The organism is Candidatus Palibaumannia cicadellinicola (assembly GCF_001269425.1).
In the GTDB taxonomy this organism is placed as follows: domain Bacteria; phylum Pseudomonadota; class Gammaproteobacteria; order Enterobacterales; family Enterobacteriaceae; genus Baumannia; species Baumannia cicadellinicola_A.
Genome location: NZ_CP011787.1, coordinates 257,904 through 277,797 on the forward strand (window position 1 = coordinate 257,904; position 19,894 = coordinate 277,797).

The 19,894-nt window shown below is 30.8% G+C and carries 16 protein-coding genes and 2 pseudogenes; 11 read left to right on the top strand and 7 right to left on the bottom strand.

Going from position 1 to position 19,894, the window contains the following annotated elements:
* Positions 1 to 80: 80 nt before the first annotated feature.
* Positions 81 to 905 (top strand): ammonia-dependent NAD(+) synthetase, encoded by an 825-nt coding sequence (gene nadE, locus AB162_RS01125; RefSeq protein WP_053097374.1) that lies wholly within the window; start codon positions 81 to 83, stop codon positions 903 to 905.
* Between the two features lie 10 nt (positions 906 to 915).
* Here the strand turns inward: nadE and prmC are convergent, their stop codons facing one another.
* Both prmC and prfA read right to left on the bottom strand, forming a co-directional pair.
* Positions 916 to 1,755: a peptide chain release factor N(5)-glutamine methyltransferase gene (prmC, locus tag AB162_RS01130; RefSeq protein ID WP_053097376.1), complete on the bottom strand. Its 840-nt coding sequence runs from the start codon at positions 1,753 to 1,755 to the stop codon at positions 916 to 918.
* Positions 1,755 to 2,843 carry a peptide chain release factor 1 gene (gene prfA, locus AB162_RS01135; RefSeq protein ID WP_053096746.1) on the bottom strand — a complete coding sequence of 363 codons (1,089 nt, stop codon included), beginning with the start codon at positions 2,841 to 2,843 and terminating at the stop codon, positions 1,755 to 1,757. The genes prmC and prfA overlap by 1 nt, the downstream gene beginning before the upstream one ends.
* A 196-nt stretch (positions 2,844 to 3,039) precedes the next feature.
* Between prfA and lolB the strand changes: the two genes are divergently transcribed.
* From lolB to AB162_RS01170, 7 genes and pseudogenes are all read left to right on the top strand, one after another.
* Positions 3,040 to 3,663, top strand: coding sequence for a lipoprotein insertase outer membrane protein LolB (lolB, locus tag AB162_RS01140; RefSeq protein ID WP_053096748.1), 624 nt, complete (start codon positions 3,040 to 3,042; stop codon positions 3,661 to 3,663).
* A complete protein-coding gene (gene ispE, locus AB162_RS01145) occupies positions 3,663 to 4,532 on the top strand; it encodes a 4-(cytidine 5'-diphospho)-2-C-methyl-D-erythritol kinase (RefSeq protein ID WP_053096750.1) in 870 nt (289 codons plus the stop codon). Before lolB ends, ispE begins: the two co-directional genes overlap by 1 nt.
* 64 nt (positions 4,533 to 4,596) lie before the next feature.
* Complete coding sequence (locus tag AB162_RS01150) at positions 4,597 to 5,544, top strand: ribose-phosphate pyrophosphokinase (RefSeq protein ID WP_053096752.1); 948 nt, start codon at positions 4,597 to 4,599, stop codon at positions 5,542 to 5,544.
* Between the two features lie 63 nt (positions 5,545 to 5,607).
* Positions 5,608 to 6,186 carry an aminoacyl-tRNA hydrolase gene (gene pth / locus AB162_RS01155; RefSeq protein ID WP_053096754.1) on the top strand — a complete coding sequence of 193 codons (579 nt, stop codon included), beginning with the start codon at positions 5,608 to 5,610 and terminating at the stop codon, positions 6,184 to 6,186.
* Between the two features lie 37 nt (positions 6,187 to 6,223).
* Positions 6,224 to 7,309, top strand: coding sequence for a redox-regulated ATPase YchF (ychF, locus tag AB162_RS01160; protein WP_053096756.1), 1,086 nt, complete (start codon positions 6,224 to 6,226; stop codon positions 7,307 to 7,309).
* A 48-nt stretch (positions 7,310 to 7,357) separates the two neighbouring features.
* Complete coding sequence (gene fabI / locus AB162_RS01165; protein ID WP_053096758.1) at positions 7,358 to 8,137, top strand: enoyl-ACP reductase FabI; 780 nt, start codon at positions 7,358 to 7,360, stop codon at positions 8,135 to 8,137.
* Positions 8,138 to 8,224: 87 nt separating this feature from the next.
* Positions 8,225 to 10,167, top strand: a pseudogene (locus AB162_RS01170) (exoribonuclease II).
* Position 10,168: 1 nt separating this feature from the next.
* On the opposite strand, the gene pyrF reads toward AB162_RS01170, so the two are convergent.
* Positions 10,169 to 10,909, bottom strand: coding sequence for an orotidine-5'-phosphate decarboxylase (gene pyrF / locus AB162_RS01175; RefSeq protein ID WP_053096760.1), 741 nt, complete (start codon positions 10,907 to 10,909; stop codon positions 10,169 to 10,171).
* Positions 10,910 to 11,602: 693 nt separating this feature from the next.
* Here pyrF and ribA point away from each other — a divergent pair.
* On the top strand, positions 11,603 to 12,190 hold the full coding sequence (ribA, locus tag AB162_RS01180) for a GTP cyclohydrolase II (RefSeq protein ID WP_053096762.1): 588 nt from the start codon (positions 11,603 to 11,605) through the stop codon (positions 12,188 to 12,190).
* Positions 12,191 to 12,372: 182 nt separating this feature from the next.
* On the opposite strand, the pseudogene AB162_RS03025 reads toward ribA, so the two are convergent.
* Together AB162_RS03025 and topA are read right to left on the bottom strand one after the other, a co-directional pair.
* A pseudogene (locus AB162_RS03025) lies at positions 12,373 to 12,630 on the bottom strand (LysR family transcriptional regulator); the annotation flags it as partial.
* Between the two features lie 185 nt (positions 12,631 to 12,815).
* Positions 12,816 to 15,401 (bottom strand): type I DNA topoisomerase, encoded by a 2,586-nt coding sequence (topA, locus tag AB162_RS01185; protein WP_053096764.1) that lies wholly within the window; start codon positions 15,399 to 15,401, stop codon positions 12,816 to 12,818.
* 514 nt (positions 15,402 to 15,915) lie between these two features.
* Here topA and cls point away from each other — a divergent pair.
* The gene (gene cls / locus AB162_RS01190; protein WP_053096766.1) at positions 15,916 to 17,376 is read left to right on the top strand and encodes a cardiolipin synthase; all 1,461 of its coding nucleotides are present in this window, start codon (positions 15,916 to 15,918) and stop codon (positions 17,374 to 17,376) included.
* Positions 17,377 to 17,694: 318 nt separating this feature from the next.
* The gene (gene hns, locus AB162_RS01195) at positions 17,695 to 18,114 is read left to right on the top strand and encodes a histone-like nucleoid-structuring protein H-NS (RefSeq protein WP_053096768.1); all 420 of its coding nucleotides are present in this window, start codon (positions 17,695 to 17,697) and stop codon (positions 18,112 to 18,114) included.
* Between the two features lie 186 nt (positions 18,115 to 18,300).
* Here hns and htpX read toward each other — a convergent pair whose 3' ends face one another.
* Positions 18,301 to 19,179, bottom strand: coding sequence for a protease HtpX (gene htpX, locus AB162_RS01200; protein WP_053096770.1), 879 nt, complete (start codon positions 19,177 to 19,179; stop codon positions 18,301 to 18,303).
* A 120-nt stretch (positions 19,180 to 19,299) separates the two neighbouring features.
* The gene (locus tag AB162_RS01205) at positions 19,300 to 19,788 is read right to left on the bottom strand and encodes a ferritin (RefSeq protein ID WP_053096772.1); all 489 of its coding nucleotides are present in this window, start codon (positions 19,786 to 19,788) and stop codon (positions 19,300 to 19,302) included.
* Between the last annotated feature and the right edge of the window lie 106 nt (positions 19,789 to 19,894).

Sequence of the window (19,894 nt, forward strand, 5' to 3'; positions counted from 1 at the left end):
ATTAATAATAGAAATTTGTTATAAATAATATTTTCAGCTAATATTGATCAATCCTTTATAAGTAAATAATCACAATGACTATGGAACTACAGAAAAAAATTATTACTAATCTAGGCGTAAAATCAATTATAGAACCAGATAAAGAAGTACGTATTAGCGTAAATTTTATTAAAGATTATTTAAAAAAACATCAATATTTACTTACTTTAGTACTAGGTATTAGCTGTGGACAAGATTCAACTCTTACTGGTAAATTATGCCAACTTGCTATACAAGAATTAAGGCAGGAAACTGGAGAAAAAAATTATAAATTTATCGCTGTACGGTTACCATATGGAGAACAGAAAGACGAAGCAGACTGTGATGATGTAATTAAATTTATTAAACCTGATAATTTGATTACGATAAATATTAAAAATTCTATTCAAGCGAGTGAGGCTAATTTACGTGAAGCTGGTTTTACTTTAAGTGATTATTTAAAGGGAAATGAGAAAGCGCGTGAGCGTATGAAAGTACAATACAGTATCGCAGGGATGACCAGAGGATTAGTTGTAGGTACAAATAATGCAGCAGAGGCTATAACTGGTTTTTTTACTAAATATGGTGATGGAGGTACAGATATAAATCCTTTGTTCCGTCTTAATAAAAGACAAGTCACAGCATTATTACAATACTTTGACTGTCCTCAGAATTTATATTTGAAAGTACCAACAGCTGATTTAGAAGAAGACAATCCAGGATTACCGGACGAATTAGCGCTAGGTATAACCTATAAACAAATAGATGATTATCTAGAAGGAAAAATTATTGATATAGATACAGCTAAAAAAATTGAAAATTTGTATCTTAAAACTGAGCATAAAAGACATATTCCAATTACAGTTTGTGATATTTATTTGAAATAAAAATATCTACTTATAACCATTGTCCTAGACTAATTCGCTCATTATCACTATAATCTCTTAATGTAGAGATATGAATAAAACCATATTTTGCTAATAATGAACGTACTTGTTCTCCTTGTTTCCACCCATGTTCTAGTACTAACCAACCTTTATGTTGCAAATATTTACCTGATTGATGGCAAATTAATGCAATATCTGCTATCCCATTATCATTTGCAACTAATGCAGTTTTTGGTTCAAAATACACATCTCCTTTATTTAAATGCGGATCATTTACATCAATATAGGGGGGGTTACTAACGATAAGACTATATCGTAAAGTATTATGTTGTAATGGTTTAAACCAATTACCACATATGAATTTTACATTTTTTATGCCTAGTATAGTGGCATTAGCTTCAGCTAATGCCACTATACTAGGCTTATTATCAATACCTGTTAAACGCCAATTAGGTCTTTCATAGGCTAGCGCAAGTATTATAGCTCCTGTTCCAGTACCTAGATCAAGCACTTCTGATTTAGTTGGTAATAATAGATTTAATGCCTGCTCTACTAAACATTCTGTCTCTGGTCTAGGAATTATAGTATCAGTAGAAACTAGTAAATTTAATGACCAAAACTCCCAATCTCCAGTTAAATAAGCAATTGGCTCTCCGCGTATTCTACGCTTTAATAAATTATCTAGCTGCGTATATTTAGCATCATCTAATAAAGTTTCTCCGAATGCTAACAAAGTTGTAAGTCCTACGCCTAATACTTTACCTAGTAATATTTCCGAATCTAATCTTGGACTTGGTGATGTTGTGTTAAGTTGATAAGTTGCATACTCAAGCCATTGTAGCCAATTAATCATATTGTCTCAGATAAAGCTGCAAGCTTATTAGCCTGATACTCTTGCATCATGGGCTGAATTAATATTTCTAGCTTCCCATCTATAACATCATATAGACGATAGGTAGTGAAACTAATACGATGATCAGTAATACGTCCTTGAGGAAAATTATAAGTACGTATTCTATCAGAACGATCACCGCTTCCTAGTAAATTTCTTCTAATAAAAGACTCTTCTTTTTGCCGATTTTGTGCTTCTATAGCGCGTAACCTAGCTCCTAGCACCGACAAAGCTTTAGCTTTATTTTTATGCTGCGAACGTTCATCCTGGCATTCTACAACTAAACCAGTAGGTATATGGGTAATCCTAATAGCAGATTCTGTAGTATTAACGTGCTGACCACCAGCACCTGAAGCACGAAATGTATCTATCCTAAGATCATAATTATCTATTTCTGTTAATTCAGTTTTTATAATATCCGGCATAACTGCTACTGTACAAGAAGAAGTATGGATTCTTCCTTGTGATTCAGTTTCTGGGACTCGTTGTACACGATGACCACCAGATTCAAACTTAAGCTTACCATAGGCGTTATCATTGGATATCTTTATTATAATTTCTTTATAGCCACCGTGCAGACCGTAATTTGCACTTACTATTTCAAATGTCCAACTATTTATTTCGGCGTATCGACTATACATACGAAATAAATCTCCTGCAAATAATGCTGCTTCATTTCCTCCAGTACCGGCACGTACTTCAATAAAACATCCATATTTATCATTAGGATCTTTATCTGTTTGTAATAGTAATAAATGTAATTGTTGTTCTAGCGTAATTAGTAAAGTACTATATTTATTTAATTCTTCCTGTGCAATCTCCCGCATTTCCGGGTCTTCAACTATCTGCATAGTTTTATCAATGTTCTCTTGCACCTGCTGCCAATGTTGAAAACAAGATGTAATATCAGCTAATTGCGCATACTCTTTAGAGAATACGCATAATTGTTCACGATCTTTAATGATTTCAGGGTTACCTAGTAATATTTCTAATTCTTTGTAACGATTTTGTAAAGTTGTTAACTTGGTAACTATAAAAGTTTTCATAATTTAATAAATAGTTATTTCTAATACTGTTAATTAAAGACTATTTTTAGAGTATACGAAAAATAAAACCACAGTATACTGCTTACTCCTATAAATAATAAGTAATTATATTTAAATGGTCATATTAGTTAGCATAAATTTTACTAAATTAAATTTAAGTCTGTTTTAATTAACTTTTTTATACAATAAATTTACCATGCAAATAAAAATCAAAAATTTACTACTATTATTAGTAAGTATTTTACTTATATCATGTAGTTTAAAAAAACAACAATTACCACAATTACCAACAAAAACTAATATTCATCAACAATGGCAAAGCCATAAACATTTAGTAGAAAAAATAACTAGTTATAAAACTAAAGGTACTTTTGCCTATATTTCACCATCACAAAAATTATTTGCACGCTTTAATTGGCAAAAAATAAGTAATGATGAATACCGGCTTATTTTTCTAAATTTTATTGGTCAAAAGAACATGGACTTACATATACGACCAGGTCTAGTACACATGATCGACAATAATGGAAAAAGTTTTTATAGCAAAGATACTGTAGGAATGATAAAAAAATTTTTTGGAATATTTATTCCATTTAATGAAATTAGCTATTGGATACTAGGTCTTCCCGGTCAATCTAATAATTTTATAGTCAATCAAAGAGGTTATATACATAAAATTAATTATTATAATAATAACAAAAACTGGATAGTAAGTTATCCGCTATATCATGATGATATAGAACCTGCTTTACCTGCTGATTTAGCAATACATCAAGGTGAAAATATAATTAAATTTAAAATAGATCATTGGAGTTTTTAATGATAAGTAATTGGCCAGCACCAGCTAAAATTAATTTATTTTTGTATATTAATGGTCAACGTCCAGATGGTTATCATCAGTTACAAACTCTTATTCAATTTCTTGATTATAGTGATAGCATTACTATTATACCTAATAATAATTATAAGATTAGATTAATTAATTATATTCATGGGATAGCTGAGGAGAACAATCTTATTATCCGTGCAGCTAAATTATTACAGGACTATTGCATAAACTCTAAACATTATTGCGGCAGATTAGGAGGCGTAGATATTAAAATTAATAAAATCCTACCAATTTGCAGTGGTCTAGGCGGGGGTTCATCAGATGCAGCAACGGTATTGATAGCACTTAATGCACAATGGCAATGTGGACTTAATTTAGATACTCTTGCTAAATTAGGACTGACGCTAGGAGCAGATGTACCAGTATTTATATATGGTAAATCAGCTATAGTTGAAGGCATAGGAGAAAAGTTGACGCCAGTATTACCAGTAGAAAAATGGTATTTAGTTGCTATTCCACAAGTAAAAATTTATACTTCTATTATTTTTAATGATCCGCTCTTACAAAGAACAACACCTAAAAAATCTATAAAAAAATTATTAAAAGAACAATTTTATAATGATTGTGAACCAATTACCAGAAAAAATTTTTCTCTAGTTGAACATAATATATTATGGCTGTTAAAATACGCACCTTCAAGATTAACTGGAACAGGTAGTTGCGTATTTGCAGAATTTGATACAGAATTAGCTGCACGTAATGTATTTTCTATTAAACCTAAATGGATGCAAGCTTTTGTTGCTAGAGGAATTAATATTTCGCCGTTACACAACAGATTATTATCAAATGGATTATTATAAGTACGCCTAGTCATTAATTGTGTACTATAGTACAATACTACACCACTTAAAGAGGTAATTATTAGTGCCAGATCTAAAACTTTTTGCTGGGAATGCAATTCCTGAACTAGCGCAAAAAATTGCTAATCGTTTGTATACTAGTCTTGGTACCGCAGCTGTTACTCGTTTTAGTGACGGAGAAGTTAGCGTGCAAATTAATGAAAATGTACGCGGGGGGGATTTGTTTATTATTCAGTCCACCTGTGCTCCTACTAATGATAATCTAATGGAACTAGTAGTGATGGTTGATGCACTACGTCGTGCATCAGCAGGACGTATTACAGCAGTAATACCTTACTTCGGTTATGCTAGACAAGATCGAAGGGTACGTTCAGCACGTGTTCCTATTACAGCAAAAGTTGTAGCAGATGTTCTATCAAGTGTAGGCGTTGATAGAGTTCTTACAGTAGATTTACATGCTGAACAAATTCAGGGTTTTTTTGATGTTCCGGTAGATAATGTTTTCGGAAGTACTCTTCTTATAGAAGATATGTTACAGCAAGAGCTGCACAATCCAATAGTTGTCTCACCAGATATTGGTGGTGTGGTGCGTGCCCGTGCTATCGCTAAACTACTACATGATACCGATATGGCTATTATTGATAAACGTCGTCCACGAGCAAATACTTCACAAGTAATGCATATTATAGGTGAAGTCGCAGATCGTGATTGTATGTTAGTCGATGATATAATAGATACCAGTAGCACCGTATGCAAAGCAGCAGACGCACTTAAAGAACGCGGCGCAAAGCGTGTATTAGTCTATGCTACTCATCCTATTTTTTCAGGTAATGCCTATGATAATATTAAAAATTCAGTAATTGATGAAGTTATTGTTTGTGATACAATTCCTTTAAATTCTGCTATCAAAGCACTACCTAACGTTCGTACTCTAACCTTATCAGGGATGCTAGCTGAAGCAATTCGTCGTATTAGTAATGAAGAATCTATTTCAGCAATGTTTGAACATTAATAGTTAATTGAGTTCGCATTTAAACCTAATGTAATTGTATTTATTTATTCATAAAAGTAACTAGTGACAATCAAACTTATTGTAGGCCTTGCTAATCCAGGGAAAAAATATATTAATACACGACATAATGTTGGTGCATGGTATGTTAATACATTAGCTCATTACCAAAATAAGTCTTTCACAGAAGAAAAACAATTTTGTGGCTATACTAGCTATTTTAAGCATAATAATAACTATGTAAGATTGCTAGTACCAACAACATTCATGAATAATAACGGTAAATCAGTAGCAGCAATTGCAACATTTTATCATATTGAGCCAGAAGAAATTTTAATTGCGCACGATGATCTAAGTTTTTCGCCTGGGTATGTACGACTTAAATATAAAGGTAGTCACGGTGGTCATAATGGATTAAAAGATATTATAACCTGTTTAGGTAATAAAAATAATTTTTATAGACTACGTATTGGTATTGGACACCCTGGTGATAAAACAAAAGTAGTCAGTTTCGTTTTAGAAACACCATTAGAGATGGAAAAAAAAAGAATTAAAAATGCAATTAATGAAGCTGTACTTTGTACTAACATGATTATTCAGCAACATTTTTTAAAAGCAATGCAACAGCTACATACTATTAAATAGTCTTAATAATAACATATTAGTTAAATGGAATAATATTATGGCGTTACAATGTGGCATTGTAGGATTACCTAATGTAGGCAAGTCTACACTTTTTAATGCATTGACTAAAGCTAGTATTGCGGCAGCAAACTTTCCATTTTGTACTATTGAACCTAATACTGGAATTTTATCTGTTCCAGATAAAAGATTAGATCAACTAGCGTTAGTAGTGAAACCACAGCGTATTGTTCCCACAACAATTAAGTTTGTGGATACTGCAGGGTTAGTACAAAATGCATCTAAAGGTGAAGGGTTAGGCAATAAGTTTCTTATGCACATTCGTGAAGTAGAAGTTATCTGTCATGTTGTTCGTTGTTTTGAAAATAACAATATAATTCATATAGCTGGTAAAGTTGATCCTATATCTGATATAGAAGTTATTAATACAGAATTAGCATTATCCGATATTGGCATCTGCGAACGTGCTCTTAATAAAGTACATAAACGTGTAAAAATAGGCGATAAACATGCTAAAATAGAGGAATTTTTGCTAGAAAAATGCCTAAAGCATCTTAGTAATGCTGGCATGTTACGTACGTTACAGTTAAGTAATGAAGAAAAAACTACACTGATTAATTATAATTTTTTAACAATAAAACCAACTATGTATATAGCTAATGTTAATAACTATGGATTACAAAACAATGTATTTATAGAAAAAGTTAAAAAAATTGCTGCCATAGAAAAATCGATAGTTGTGACAGTATGCGCTATATTAGATTCAGAGAATTTATACACAGAAGAGTATAATAATTATCTAGCCGAATTAGATGTAACAAAATACGGATTAAATAGTGTAATTAGAGCTGGTTATGAGCTACTAAATTTACAAACATACTTTACAGCTGGGACAAATGAAGTACGTGCTTGGACTATTCCAGTAGGCACGACAGCTTTGCAAGCAGCTAGAAAAATTCATACTGATTTTGCTAAAGGATTTATCCGTGCACAAACTATTACATTTGATCATTTCATTACCTTTAAAGGTGAAAAAGGTGCTAAAAAAGCAGGTAAAATGCGTTTTGAAGGAAAAGATTACATTGTTCAAGATGGCGATATAATAAACTTCTTATTTAATGTTTAACATAAGTATGTTATATTTTTTAAATATTATGAAAAATTAGGGAGTCCTATTGGTGTGCTTACGGGTAAGCGTATTCTAGTGACAGGTATAGCTAGTAATCGATCGATTGCTTATGGGATAACTAAGGCTCTATACCGTTATGGAGCAGAGCTAGCTTTTACTTATCAAAATGATAAACTAAAATCTAGAGTAGAAAAATTTGCAGTAGATTTTAATTCTAGCATAGTACTACAATGTGATGTAGCGAAAGATGATAGTATCAAAGCTATGTTTGATTATTTGGCGAAGGTCTGGCAAAAATTTGACGGATTCATCCATGCTATTGCTTATGCTCCTAGTAATCAGTTGAATGGTGATTATATCAGTACCATAACTAGAGAAGGCTTTGCTATATCGCACGATATTAGTTCTTATAGTTTTGTTGCTTTAACTAAAGCCAGTCGCCATATGCTAAACCCTAACTCAGCCCTTGTTACCCTTACATATCTAGGAGCAGAACGAGCTATTCCTAACTATAATGTTATGGGTCTAGCAAAAGCATCGTTAGAAGCTAATACACGCTATATGGCAAACGCAATTGGGCCACAAGGTGTACGTGTTAATGCTATTTCAGCCGGTCCTATTAGGACCTTAGCGGCATCAAGCATATCAAATTTTAAAAAAATGCAGAATTACTGTGAATCAGTTACTCCTATTCGCCGCTTAGTAACAATTGATGACATCGGGAATACCGCAGCATTTCTTTGCTCAGATTTATCTGCTGGGATTACTGGTGAAGTCATACATGTAGATGGAGGCTTTAATATTGCAGTAATGAATATAATATAATAATATTATGATATTACTGACTTTATTACTAAGTAGTAACTACTACTAAAAATTGAGAATATTACTTGCTAATATGTAATACATATTATGTTTCAAAATCACCCATTACTTATCCAAATAAAAAAAAACTAAAATATAACACACAACGTACTGAAGGAGTAGTAAAAAAAAGTACTGATAAAGGTTTTTGCTTTCTTGAAGTTGACTCTAATAAGAGCTATTTGATTCCTATTCATTTTATGAATAAGGTGATGCATGGTGATAAAATTAGTGCAATATTACACACAACAAAAGATCGTCAAATAGCTGAACCAGAGACATTAATTGAGCCTTTTTTATCGCGCTTTGTAGGTCAGGTACAAATACAAAACGAAAAAATTACTATTTTGCCATACAATACGATAATTAAAGAATTGATATCAGCACGTATTAAATGTCATTTAAGTAATGCACTTTGTAATGGAGATTGGGTAATCGCAGAAATATGCTGTCATCCTCTAGATGGTCATAGATATTTTTACGCTAATATTACTGAATTAATTACTGCTAATAATGATCATTATGCTCCCTGGTGGATTACCTTAGCTAGGTATAATTTAGACCGAAAAGCGCCAGACATGCCGCCAGACTTAATACAGCAAGACGATGGTATTGTTAGACAAGATCTAACAGCACTGAGCTTCATTACTATTGATTCTGCTAGCACAGAAGATATGGATGATGCATTATATATTACCTATGGTCAGAATAAAATTTTAGTAATTACTATAGCTATAGCAGATCCCACTGCATGGATTATAGCTGGTAGTCCGCTAGATAATATTGCTCGCCACCGAGCTTTCACTAATTACCTTCCTGGTTTAAATATTCCAATGTTACCGCGTATCCTATCTGATTCTCTATGTTCTTTACGTGCAAATGAAAAACGGCCGGCTCTGGTTTGCCAAGTATCCATGCATAATGACGGAACGATTGCAGCAGAAGAAGAGATAAAATTTTTTACCGCATGGGTAGAATCAAAAGCTAAGCTAACCTATAATAACGTATCTGATTGGCTAGCAAATATCGGAACTTGGCAACCAGAGAATAATGCTATTGCAGAACAGATAAAACTGTTATATAGAGTTTATCAAGCTCGTAGTGCCTGGCGTACTGAAAATGCGTTAGTATTTAAGGATAAACCTGACTACCGTTTTATTTTAGACGAAAAAGGTAAAGTAAATAAAATTGTTGCTGAACCTCGCAGAATTGCTAAACGTATGATTGAAGAAGTGATGATTCTTGCTAATAGCTGTGCAGCCCGTGTACTAAGGGATAGTCTAGGCTTTGGTATTTATAACACCCATAATGGCTTTGACGAAACTATGATTAATCAGGTCATTACTATTTTACGAAAAAATAATATTACAGCAGATGCGACTACATTGCTAACATTGCAAGGATTTTGTGCTTTACGTCGTAAGCTAAATACTATGCCTACTTCATATTTAGATAGCCGAATTCGTCGTTTTCAAACTTGTGCTACGTTACAAACTAAGCCTGGACCACATTTTTGTTTAGGATTAGATGTATATGCTACTTGGACTTCGCCTATTCGTAAATATAGTGATATGCTAAATCATCGTTTACTTAAGGCACTAATTAGTGCAAAAAAAGTAGAAAGCCCTAAACAAGACATTGCTTTAATGATATCTGCACGTCGTAGAAAAAATCGTCTTGCTGAACGTGATTTAGAGGATTGGCTATATGCTAGTTTTCTTAAAAATAAAGAAGGTAAAAATATATGTTATAGCGCTGAAATTATTGATATTTGCCGTAGTGGTATGCGAATCAAATTAATTGATAATGGTGCTATTGCTTTTATTCCTGCTATATTCATTCATCGTATACGTGATGAAATAATTTTCAATCAAGATACAGGGATAATACAAGTAAAAGGTAAAGAGCGTTATCGACAAGGTGATATTTTAAATGTTTATATTGTAGAAGTACGCATGGATAATCGTTCTATTATTGCTAACCTTGTATAAGTTAATTTAGATGCAGTGAACGTAATATGTTTTTTAACATCAAATCTGGTGTTTCTGACATAGTTATAGGACGACCGATAACTATATAGTCTACGCCAGCTTGTTGTGCCTGCTTGGCTGTCATAACTCTATCATGATCCCCCATCATATCATCATTATGATTGAGAGCGGCTAAACGAATTCCAGGTGTAACTAAAGTAAAATCATTACCGCATATTGATTTTATCTCTGCTGCTTCGTGTGCTGAACAAACTACTCCATCTATACCACAATAATTAGCTAACATAGCTAATTTAATTGTAAATTCTGTAACTTTACTGGTAATACCTAGTCTATTTAAATCATCATTACTGATACTAGTAAGCAATGTAACAGCAATTAGTTTGGGTGCCTTACTACCAAATTTAGACAGAGCATCACGTGCTGCTATCATCATTTTTTCTCCGCCACTGGCATGTATATTTACCATCCATACTCCTAAATCCGCGGCTGCAGATACTGCTCTTGCAACAGTATTAGGAATATCATGAAATTTAAGATCAAGAAAAATTTCAAAACCACGTTGCTGCAGCTCAATTATTAAAGCAGGCCCAAAACGTGTAAACATCTCTTTACCTATCTTCAATTTACAATACTTTGGGATAAGTCGATCTACCAATGCTAGTGCCTGATTAGCATTTTTATAGTCTAGTGCTACAATAATTGGTGATGATTTATTAAATTGTAAAACTTCTGATGGCATAAAACATCCTTAAACATCCTTATTAATTATGAACATAGTATAATTAATAATTGTTATATTAGTTAATTATGCTATAATAATTAACTAGTATTAAATATACTATATTTTATAAAAAATAATTAATATTATATATATTTAGTCTTACAGTGATAATTTATTTGCATTGATATTAATTTTAGCAGAATTTAATGTGTAAAAAATATTGTTTTTTTAAGTGTTTTTATCTCTATTTTTGCGTAAATTAGTTTTACACAAGTACGTAACCATAGTAGACCATAATTAACCCAACCTATGATAACACCACCGATCAATATAATTGACAATAGCGTTATAGTTAAAAGATCAAATATGATTGATTATTATTTGCTCCAAAGAATATTAAGATTAAATAAATAACCAGCACCAGCCACATTATAAGAAAATATTTCACATTATTTCCTGTAATCAAGCAATGTTATTAGGATAGAATGTTACTACTTTTAATATAAGCGTATTTATTAGTATACAATACTAAAATTAATTGTATTTATATATCTAAATTAGACGTTTTATTAGAATAAATATAGGATATTTAATAAATTAATTATCCTAATAATTATTAAAAATAATAATTTATATAATATACACACAAGTTCGATTGTGTAAAAATTAATAGTAACGCCCAAAAGTATATTTGGTTTTTTGGAGAGTATCATGCAGCTGAAACTTGTGGCAGAAGCCAAACTGCCGACACCATGGGGCGATTTTTTAATGGTAGGATTTGAGGAAATAGCAAATAAAAATGATCATTTAGCTTTAATATATGGTGATGTTACTAGTCCAGTACCAGTTCTGGCCAGAGTACACTCAGAATGTTTGACTGGCGATGCTCTTTTTAGCCTACGTTGTGATTGCGGCTTTCAATTAGAGGCTGCATTGAGCTGTATTGCAAAAGAAAAACGTGGTATTTTGCTTTATCATCGTCAGGAAGGACGTAATATCGGATTATTAAATAAAATTCGTGCATATGCACTTCAAGATAAAGGATCTGATACTGTAAAGGCTAATAATCAACTAGGGTTTGCTGCTGATGAAAGAGATTTCACTCTTTGTGCCGATATGTTAAAAGTACTAAAAATAGAAACAATTCGCTTACTAACTAATAATCCTAAAAAGGTTGAGATACTGACTGAGGCTGGTATTAATATAACAGAAAGAGTTCCACTTATTGTTGGACGTAACCCAGAAAATGCTCGCTATTTAGATACCAAAGCCGCTAAAATGGGACATTTATTGAATTAAATAAATTAATTATTAAAAGCAATATCTAGCTCAGAGCGACCAGTAAAGCAAAAATTATAAGTAACTAGTGGATATTAATAAACTAGCTGTTTTTTATTACTTGCTAAATTGTGATGCAAATGTAATGCTTCAGTAGCAATAGCAAAATATATATATCAGATTATATCTGGATAAGGATGTTATCCAGCTACTGCTTTAATAGCATCAACCTTAGATAGTACTTTACGCGCAATCTGAATAATTTTTTTTTACAAGCTTGTGTAACACTAGTAATATTTTTACCGCTGCGTGCAAAAATTTTGTAAACCTAGCTTATCCTCTAACATTATTACAAGTTGACTAATGCCGGGCTGCGAGGTATAAAGTCATTCAGCAGTAGAATAAAGATTTATATTCTGATTAACTACTTCCACGATATCACGAAGTTGCTGTAATTTAATTGGAGTATCCGACCGAGTATATACCTTTTTTAGGTTAGTATAGCTAAAAATTTATTACTTTTTACAACAGTAATAAATATATAAATAAATGTTAATATAATTAATAAATTAACATTATTAATATAATAATGTTAATTTATATAATATATATACATTACACATATATCAAAAATAGAAAGAAATAGTTATATAACTGATATATTTTTTGTTACTTGCCAATGACCATCGATAAAAAATGCTTTCCAGCCTGTAGCTTTACCATTTTTTTCTGATGATATATATTGTTTTTTAGTTTTACGACTAAAACGTAATAAAGTCTTATTCCCTTCTTCATCTTGCGATGGTGCATCTGCTAGGTAACGTAGTATTTTTGGTAGGCGGTCTTTGAATTGCACTAGTTCTTCAATTAGTGGTGCACGAGTTTCACGTACTTTTGGAAAATTTTTAGCTGCTAAAAATAGTCCAGAAGCACCGTTACGTAACACAAAATAATCATCATAAGTTTTACAAGCTAGCTCTGGTAGAGGTACGCAAGCAATTTTCTCTGGTGCTATTTCACCATTACGTAATATTTTTCTAGTATTTTTGCATTTATCATTTATACAAGCTACATATTTACCGAATTTTCCTAGTTTTAGGAGCATATCAGAACAGCATATTTCGCATTTTATTGCATGATCATTGACGTAAAAATTAAATTTTCCTTGCTCGATATTATAACTATCGCATAAAGGATTGTTACCGCATACATGTAATTTACGATTATTATCTATTAAATAGCTATCCATTATGTGATTACATTTTAAACAACTTTGTCTCATAGAAAAAATATTAGTCTTTATATTATTACCTTCGAATCTATTAATGGATTCAGGTCTTAAGTTTATTGTTTTTTTGCAACGATATTTTTTGGGAAGTTCGTAACCAGAGCAACCTAGAAAGACTCCAGTACTAGCTGTGCGAATGACCATTGGCCTGCTACAAATAGGGCATAATATATTAGTTATTACTGTATTATTAGGTATCATACCACCTTCTGCTGGATCTTTCTCAGCATTTTGTAGTTGTTTAATAAATTTACTAAAAAAATTATCAAGAACATTCTTCCAATCTTGCTTATTGTTTGCAATTTGATCTAATTTATCCTCCATATTAGCTGTAAAGTCATAATTCATTAGTTCTTTAAAATGTTCTTCCATCCTATCAGTGACTATTTCGCCAATTTTTTCTGCGTATAAACGATTGTTGTCTATATTTACATAACCACGTTCTTGAATAGAAGAAATAATGGACATGTATGTAGAAGGTCGCCCAATACGACGTTTTTCTAATTCATTAACTAGTGAAGCTTCACTGTAACGTGAAGGAGGATTAGTAAAATTCTGGCTAGGAATCAATTTTTTTAAATTTAGTATCTGGCCAATTTCTAGTATTGGCAAAATATTATGTTCTTGCTGATTTACAATTGGTGGTAGTACTTTTGTATAACCATCGAAAATTAGCTTTCTACTGCGCGCACATAGTTTAAAATTACCAGCTGCTACGATTATACTAGTGGATTCATACTGCGCTGGCATCATCTGGCTAGCAACAAATTGCATCCATATTAATTGATACAGTTTCTGTGCTTCTTCTTCTAGATTTTTTATTTGAGAAGCGTGAAGATTAATATCTGATGGCCTAATAGCTTCATGTGCTTCTTGCGTATTACATTGATTGATGTACTCATTTGGTTTATTAGGCAGATATTGACAGCCAAAAATATCTTTAATATAGCTACGTACTATATTTAGTGCATCTTTGCTAATATTAGTTGAGTCTGTACGTATATAAGTAATATATCCAGTTTCATATAGTCTTTGAGCTAATATCATAGTGTTTTTAATACTATAGCCTAAACGAGTACTAGCAGCTTTTTGTAGAGTTGATGTAATAAAAGGTGCGGTAGATTTACTATTAGTAATTTTATTTTTTTTATCAGATATAAAATAACTAGCTCTTTTCAGTAAATTAACTGCAGCTTGGATTTGGTGATAATTAATCGGTCTAAATGGTTTATTATCTTGGTTTATTACTCGCATAGTTAATGGTAAACCATTAATAGTATGCATATTAGCAGACAGTTCCCAATATTCTTCAGGCAAAAATATTTTAATTTCTCTTTCACGTTCTACTATAAGTCTAACAGCAACAGATTGTACACGACCTGCAGACAAACCCCTAGCTATCCTTTTCCATAATAAAGGAGAAACCATATAACCAACTATGCGATCCATAAAGCGCCTTGCTTGCTGTGCGTTGACACGAGATATATTAAGCTCTACTGGTTTTTTAAAAGCTTGTGTAATAGCATTACGAGTAATTTCGTTAAATACTATACGGTGGAATCTATTATCATCACCGCCTATTACTTCCCTAATATGCCAGGCAATCGCTTCACCTTCACGATCAAGATCAGTAGCTAGATAAATATGTTCAACTGTTTCAGCTATAGTTTTTAATTCATTTACTATTTTTTCTTTTCCAGGCAAAATTTCATAATTAGCTACCCAATTATCATATGGATCAATACCCATACTTTTTACCAAAGCCGCGTACTTGTGTAATTGTACTGATTGATTTGTTTTAAATTTTTTTTTACTGTTAGAAACACTCACTGGTAAATCTCGAATATGACCAATACTAGACTTTACTATATATTCATTACCTAAATATTTATTAATTGTTTTTGCTTTTGATGGAGATTCCACAATAACAAGCGCTTTACTCATTTGATATTTACCTTAATTATTTTTTAATTTTTTAGAAAATTTCTATATTTATAGATATAAAAATATTTTTGTTAAAATTGAACTAAATCCTTAAAATATCCATCTATTTTTATCGATTAAAAATATAATTTAATAATGTTTGTTAAATAATTTTAAAAAAATTATTTAACTATCTATTAAATTAATTACAATTAACTTAACTAATAAATATTTTATAATTTTGTTTTGTGATGATTTATAGTGTTATATATAAAAATTAACTAATTTAGTTATCAATACTATGTTATAAATTAATAATTTTAATTAATTTAATATATCAATGATCTTAATTATATTATTTAAAAAATATTTTTATATTTTTATTTAATTATTAGTACTTTACTACTTACTTAGTAAGTAATATAGTTTCAACCTTTGAATAATTAACATATAACGTAATATTAAATAATAAATAAATTTACTTTTATTTATTATTTAATAAATTATCAAGCGTTACTAAAAGGTTTTTTCCTATATGATAACTTTTTATACCATAATAAATGGGCTGCTCGTTTTGAGCTATTGGTTATCAATTGCATATATAACGTTACGTATTTTAATTAAACGTCGTACAGTACCTTCTGCTATGGCTTGGCTACTAGTAATTTATATCCTACCATTGGTCGGAATACTAATATATTTGCTATTAGGGGAATTAAAAATTGGTAAACTACGTTACGAACGTAATAAGGCAGTATACCCTTATCTTACTAAATGGATAGATCATATAAAAGGTGACCAGCATATTTTCTCTAAAGAAAATAGTTATGTTGCTAGTTCATTATTTCAGTTATGTGAAAAACGTCAGGGTATTAGTGGTCTGAGATGCCATCAGATACAATTACTTAATAATACTAATGATATTATTAAATCATTAATACGTGATATTAATTTAGCACAACGTAATATAGAAATGGTATTTTATATTTGGCAGACTGGAGGAATTATTGATAAAGTAGCGGAAGCACTAATGGCAGCGGCACGTCGCGGAGTGGTTTGCCGTCTAATGCTTGATTCAGCTGGTAGTGTACATTTTTTTTCTAGTCAGTATCCTGCATTGATGCGTGATGCAGGTGTTAAGGTAGTAGAAGCATTAAATGTTAGTCTGGTACGTTTATTCCTACGTAGGATGGATTTACGTCAGCATCGTAAGATGGTCTTAATAGATAATTATATATCCTATACTGGTAGTATGAATATGGTTGATCCGCTTTTTTTTAAAAAAAAAGCTAATGTTGGCCAATGGATAGATATTATGACACGTATGGAAGGACCAGTAACTATAGCTATGGGTCTGATTTACTATCGTGATTGGGAAGTTGAGACTGGAGAACGTATTAAACCTACAATAAAAAATATTCTTCCATTTCAATATTCGTCTTCTTATATTCAGACAATCCAAGTTATTGCATCTGGTCCTGGTTTTCCTGAAGGAGTAATTCATCAAGCATTACTAATAGCAATTTATGCTGCTCGCGAACAATTAGTTATTACTACACCGTATTTAGTACCTAGTGATGATTTGCTACATGCTATTTGTACTGCTGCTCAACGTGGCGTTAAAGTACATATTCTTATCCCGCGTAAGAATGATTCTATGTTAGTTGGATGGGCTAGTCGTTCGTACTTTTCAGAGCTACTAGAAGCTGGGGTACTTATTCATCAGTTTTATGGTGGCTTATTGCATACTAAAAGTATGCTAGTAGATGGGCAATTAAGTTTATTCGGAACAGTTAATTTAGATATGCGTAGTTTATGGTTAAATTTTGAAATTACTTTAGTGATTGACGCTAAAAATTTTGCTTGTGATTTAGCACGAGTACAGGAAGATTATATAGCTAATTCTAAGTTAATTGATGTTCAATTATGGTTAAAACGACCTTATTGGCAACGTATTATCGAGAGATTGTTCTATTTTTTTAGTCCATTATTGTAAAAGTTAGTTCAACTAATAAAAACTTAACTAAATAATGCTATAAAATATTATAATATATATTTATATTACTATAATAAATTAAAATATTTAATTATTTAAAATAATTATTAATTTTTAATTAATCACAATATGATATTTAACTAATTTAGTTTTTGTTATTCGTTATATATTATTTATAGTATATCAATTATTTATTAAAATTTAATAAATCTTTTAAATTAATGATAATCCTAGTATTGCAGAAATAATACTAGCGCTTTATTATTATTGATACCAATAATCACCTCAGAACAATTTTTAAGATTTGAGATTAAGTTAATGAACGAAGCACTTAAGATTCTTAATAATATTCGTACTTTACGCGCACAGGCAAAAGAATTGAGTATAGATACTCTAGAAGAGATGCTTGAAAAACTTGAATTAGTAGTAAATGAAAGACGTGAGGAAGATAATCACGTTAAGGCTGAAATTGAAGAACGTAATAGAAAATTACAACAATATCTTGATATGTTGATGGCTGATGGTATTGATCCTAATGAATTACTCAATACCATGAGCGGATATAAAACAAGTAGTAAAATTACTAGTAAAATAAAACGAGCTACTCGTCCAGCAAAATATAAATATATCAATGAACATGGTCAATTGAAAACTTGGACTGGACAAGGACGCACTCCTTCTGTTATAAAAAAAGAAATAGATGAACAAGGAAAATTATTAGAAGATTTTTTACTGTAAAAAATCTTTTTTTTATGTTTACTTGATTGAAACATTTTTCTATTAAAAAAAATACATTTTACTTTATTAAGTAATAATTTAAGTCAACAAATTATTAATTTAAAAACATAAAAACACGTAATAATTTATTATTACGTATGCTTAATTTATATAAAATTAACTTATCTACTAGCAGCTATCACTAATTTAAGATAAGTAAGTGCCACTAAGTAATGCTTCAATACGTTTATCTAGTGGAGGGTGAGACATAAAAAGCTCACTAAAAGATTTTTTAGGTCCGTTAATGCAAAAAGCAATTAGGCTGTTTGACTCTTGTGGTTCATAACTTGTTTTCAATTTTTGTAGTGCTGCTATCATTTTATCGCTACCTACTAATTTGGCTGAACCAGCATCAGCATGAAATTCTCTATAACGCGAAAACCATAACACAATAATGCTTGCTAATACTCCAAATATTAATTCTAGTAAAGTAGAGGTAATAACATATACTAACTGATTACCATCGCTGTTTTCTTCTTCACGAGAAGATCCAATAAAACTAGCTACTAATTGAGCTATAAAACGAGAAATAAAAATTACAAAAGTATTAACAATACCATTTATTAATGTCATTGTTACCATATCGCCGTTTGCAATATGGCTCATTTCATGAGCTATAACTGCCTCTGTTTCCGCGCGTGTCATATTATGTAATAAGCCTGTACTAACAGCTACTAGTGAAGCATTCCGACTAGCACCAGTTGCAAACGCATTAATATCAGGTGCATTATAAATAGCTACTTGCGGCATTTTTATCCCAATTTCCTGCGATTGATTGCGTATGATATTGAGTAACCAGTTTTCAGTATCGTTACTTGGCTGTTTTATTATTTCACCGCCTACTGAATGTAAAGCAATAAATTTTGACATTAACAATGAAATAAAAGCTCCACAGAAACCAAAAATACCAGCAATAACTATTAATCCCTCTGTACTAGAAGCTTTGATACCAGTAAAATTTAACACTAGACCAAAAATAACCATAACAGCTAAGTTAGTTAGTAAAAAAAGTATAATACGCATCATAATAATTATATTTTCCAAAAAAAGTTAATACTATTAATACTAATTATCAAACATCAATGTAAAAAAATTAATTAAGAATATTAACAAATATTTATTTTTTATATCTAATATTTTTTAATATTAATATTGATTTTTTATTAATTGGTCAATTAATAATAGTCCATTATAATCAAGAGTAACTAAATCTAGTTGATTTTTAATTGATTTAAATATTTTCTCTTCTTTCTGTTGTTGTGCTATATACCATTGTAAAAAGTAAAAAGTAGAGTAATCATTTAGTGTAATAGCAGTTTGCGCTAATGAGTTAATTTTATTTGTGATATTTTTTTCATGTTCGTAGGCCATATAAATTAATTCAGTTAATGAAGAGAAATCTACCGGTGGGGCGTTAATAACGCTTAAAATAGGCATTTTACCTATATCATTTAAATATTCAAATATACGGTGTATATGTTGAATTTCTTCTTTTGACTGTTTTTGAAAAAATTTACTAAAATTTTCAATTTTTTTTTGATGACACCAAGCACTAATTTGTAAATAAAAATTAGCAGAGTAACATTCTAAGTTAAGTTGTTCATTAAGTTTAGTTGTAACTTCTGATTGAACCATAAGTTATGTCCTGTTATAAAAAATTAATTTAATACTAATTAAAATATATTTACTGTATAATATCTATTTATAATAGATAATAAAAAAATAATTTTTCTTATTACAT

Excerpts from the sequence above, each read along its gene's own strand:
- nadE (WP_053097374.1), top strand. The coding sequence starts at position 81 with ATGGAACTACAGAAAAAAATTATTACTAATCTAGGCGTAAAATCAATT.
- prfA (WP_053096746.1), bottom strand. The coding sequence starts at position 2,843 with ATGAAAACTTTTATAGTTACCAAGTTAACAACTTTACAAAATCGTTAC.
- lolB (WP_053096748.1), top strand. The coding sequence starts at position 3,040 with ATGCAAATAAAAATCAAAAATTTACTACTATTATTAGTAAGTATTTTA.
- ispE (WP_053096750.1), top strand. The coding sequence starts at position 3,663 with ATGATAAGTAATTGGCCAGCACCAGCTAAAATTAATTTATTTTTGTAT.
- ychF (WP_053096756.1), top strand. The coding sequence starts at position 6,224 with ATGGCGTTACAATGTGGCATTGTAGGATTACCTAATGTAGGCAAGTCT.
- pyrF (WP_053096760.1), bottom strand. The coding sequence starts at position 10,909 with ATGCCATCAGAAGTTTTACAATTTAATAAATCATCACCAATTATTGTA.
- ribA (WP_053096762.1), top strand. The coding sequence starts at position 11,603 with ATGCAGCTGAAACTTGTGGCAGAAGCCAAACTGCCGACACCATGGGGC.
- topA (WP_053096764.1), bottom strand. The coding sequence starts at position 15,401 with ATGAGTAAAGCGCTTGTTATTGTGGAATCTCCATCAAAAGCAAAAACA.
- cls (WP_053096766.1), top strand. The coding sequence starts at position 15,916 with ATGATAACTTTTTATACCATAATAAATGGGCTGCTCGTTTTGAGCTAT.
- hns (WP_053096768.1), top strand. The coding sequence starts at position 17,695 with ATGAACGAAGCACTTAAGATTCTTAATAATATTCGTACTTTACGCGCA.
- htpX (WP_053096770.1), bottom strand. The coding sequence starts at position 19,179 with ATGATGCGTATTATACTTTTTTTACTAACTAACTTAGCTGTTATGGTT.
- AB162_RS01205 (WP_053096772.1), bottom strand. The coding sequence starts at position 19,788 with ATGGTTCAATCAGAAGTTACAACTAAACTTAATGAACAACTTAACTTA.